Raw genomic sequence first — 3,065 nt, 5'->3', positions numbered from 1 at the left:
TCACCCGCTCACCGGCGAGGCGCTGCCCATCTACGTCGCCAACTTCGTGCTCATGGAGTACGGCTCCGGCGCGGTCATGGCGGTGCCGGCCCACGACCAGCGCGACTGGGAGTTCGCCCGCGCCTACGAGCTGCCGATCCGTCAGGTGATCGAGCCGGAGGGCGAGGGCGGCGACGTCGGCGAGGGCGCGGTCACCGCCCGGGGGACCCTGGTGAACTCCGGCGACTACACCGGCCTGTCCTCCGACGACGCCTTCGAGCGGCTGGCGGCGCATTTCGAGGCCGGCGGCCGCGGGCGCCGCCGGGTGAACTACCGCCTGCGCGACTGGGGCGTCTCGCGCCAGCGCTACTGGGGCGCGCCGATCCCCATGATCAACTGCCCGGACTGCGGCGACGTGCCGGTGCCGGACGAGGACCTGCCCGTGGTGCTGCCCGAGGAGGTCACCATCGAGGCCGGCGGCTCGCCGCTCAAGCGCATGCCGGAGTTCTACCGTACCGCCTGCCCCCGCTGTGGCGCCGAGGCCGAGCGCGAGACCGACACCTTCGACACCTTCATGGAGTCGAGCTGGTACTACGCCCGCTTCGCCTGCGCGGACAGCGACACTGCCATGCTCGACGAGCGTGCCGACTACTGGACCCCGGTGAACCAGTACATCGGCGGCATCGAGCACGCCATCCTCCACCTGCTCTACGCGCGCTTCTACCACAAGCTGATGCGCGACGAGGGCCTGGTGAACTCGGACGAGCCGTTCACCAACCTGCTCACCCAGGGCATGGTGCTCAAGGACGGCGCGAAGATGTCCAAGTCCAAGGGCAACACGGTGGACCCGCAGGCCCTGGTGGACCGCTTCGGTGCCGACACCGTGCGGCTGTTCACGATGTTCGCCGCGCCGCCGGAGCAGTCCCTGGAATGGTCGGACTCCGGTGTCGAGGGGGCGTCGCGCTTTCTGCGCCGGCTGTGGAACCTCGTCGCCGCCCACGCGGCGGAGGGCCCGGCACCGGCGCTGGACCCGCAGGCCCTGGACGACGACGAGCGCGCCATGCGCCGCAAGGTCCACGAGACCCTGCGCAAGGCCGGCGACGACATGGGCCGGCGTTTCACCTTCAACACCGCCATCGCCGCGGTGATGGAGCTGACCAACGACGTCGGACGTTTCCAGGCGGACGGCGACGGGGCCCGGGCCGTGCGCCAGGAGGCGCTGGAGATCACCCTGCTGATCCTCGCGCCCATCGTGCCCCACATCACCCACCGGCTGTGGCAGGTCCTCGGCCACGAGGATGCCATCGTCGACCGCCCCTGGCCGGCGGTGGACGAGGCGGCCCTGACCCGCGAGACCGTCGAGCTGGTGGTCCAGGTCAACGGCAAGCTGCGCAGCCGTATCGACGTGGCGGCGGACGCGGACAACGACACCATCGAGTCCGCGGCGCTCGCCGACGAGAACGTGCAGCGGTTCACCGAGGGCAAGACGGTGCGCAAGGTCATCGTCGTCCCGGGCCGCCTGGTCAACGTGGTGGCGAAATGATGCGTGCATTCACCCGAGCGCTCACCGTCTGCCTGGCTGCCGTGATCGTTGCCGGCTGCGGCTGGCAGCTGCGCGGTGCGGGCATGGAAGGACTGTCCGGACGGGCGGTCGCGGTGACCGCACCCAACGGCCTGTCGACGCTGGAGCGCGTGGTCCGCCGCGAGCTCAACGCCCTCGGCGGCCGGATGGTGGCCGAGGGCGCGGGCGAGCAGAGCCTGGAGCTCGTCTCCGAGAACCAGAACCGCCGCGTGCTCGCCAAGGACGACCGTGGCCGGGCGGAGGAGTACGAGCTCACCTACCGGCTGAGCTACCGCATCGGCACACCGGGCAGCGACACCCCGCCGCGCTCCATGGTGGCCACCACCGACGGCACCTACCGCGCCGACGGCAACGACGCGCTCGCCGAGCAGTCGCGCCGCAACCGCCTGGTGGAGAGCCTGCGCGTGGAGGCGGTCCGGCTGATGCTCGCGCGACTGGCCGCGGCATCGCCGGAGCAGGGGCAGCCCTGACTATGGCCGAGCTGCGCCCGGAGCAGCTCCCCCGCCAGCTGAGCGCCGGGCTCGCGCCGGTGTACCTGCTCACCGGCGACGAGCCCCTGCTCGTCGAGGAATCCCTGTCGCAGATCCGCGAGGCCGCCCGCGCGGCCGGCTTCGACGAGCGCGAGGTGCTCCAGGTCGAGGCCGGTTTCGACTGGGGGCGTCTGCGCGAGGCCGCCCGCAGCCTGTCGCTGTTCAGCAGCCGCCGGCTGGTGGAGCTGCGCTGCCCGGACGGCAAGGTCGGCCGTGACGGCGGTGCCGCACTCAAGGAGTATGCCGGCGATCCGCCGGCGGATACGCTGCTGGTCGTGGCGGCCGCCGGCATCGACGCGCGCCAGCGCAGCAGCGCCTGGGTGAAGGCCCTCGCCGGTGCCGGGGTCCACGTGCATGCGTGGCCGGTCGCCGCCGGCCAGCTTCCCGGCTGGCTCGCCCGGCGGCTGCGTGCCCGGGGCCTGGAGGCGGACGAGGAGGCGCTGGCGCTGCTCGCCGAGCGGGCCGAGGGCAATCTCCTCGCCGCCGCGCAGGAGGTGGACAAGCTTTCGCTGCTCTACGACGGCGGGCGCATCGGTGCCGCCGAGGTGCGGGAGGCGGTGGGCGACAGCGCCCGCTTCGTCACCTTCGACCTGCCGCGGGCGGTGGCCGCCGGCGACCTCGCCCGGGTGTGGCGGATCACCGACGGCCTGCGCGAGGAGGATGACGAGCCGGTGCTGGTGCTCGGCGTGCTCGCGCGGATGCTGCGCGTGCTGCTGGAGCTGCGTGCCGCGCATGCCAGCCGCCGGGAGTCGCCGGACGCCGTGTTCCGGCGTCACCGCATCCGCAAGGCGGAACAGCGTCCCCTCTGGCAGCTCGCCGGGGCGGTGCCCGCCTCGCGCTGGCAGGCGCTGCTGGTGGACGCCGCGCGGGTCGACCGGGTGATCAAGGGCGCGGCCCGGGGCCGGCCGTGGGACGAACTGTTACACTTGGCCAGCGAGATGACACGATTGGCCGCCGGTGCGGGTCGCGCCGGC

The 3,065-nt window shown here is 72.9% G+C and carries 3 protein-coding genes; all 3 read left to right on the top strand.

Annotated features, from left to right (window positions below; all coding sequences use genetic code 11):
• A partial coding sequence (locus tag G7A99_RS25155; RefSeq protein WP_240466083.1) for a leucine--tRNA ligase occupies positions 1–1,522 on the top strand: 1,522 nt, incomplete at its 5' end.
• Positions 1,519–2,031 carry an LPS assembly lipoprotein LptE gene (gene lptE / locus G7A99_RS03840; RefSeq protein WP_018718627.1) on the top strand — a complete coding sequence of 171 codons (513 nt, stop codon included), beginning with the start codon at positions 1,519–1,521 and terminating at the stop codon, positions 2,029–2,031. The genes G7A99_RS25155 and lptE, both read left to right, overlap by 4 nt.
• 2 nt (positions 2,032–2,033) lie before the next feature.
• A partial coding sequence (holA, locus tag G7A99_RS03835) for a DNA polymerase III subunit delta (protein ID WP_163138925.1) occupies positions 2,034–3,065 on the top strand: 1,032 nt, incomplete at its 3' end.

It is taken from the genome of Arhodomonas sp. KWT, from assembly GCF_010993615.1.
The sequence above is the reverse complement of the archived record's forward strand: the minus strand, read 5'-3'. Positions and strand labels throughout refer to the sequence as shown.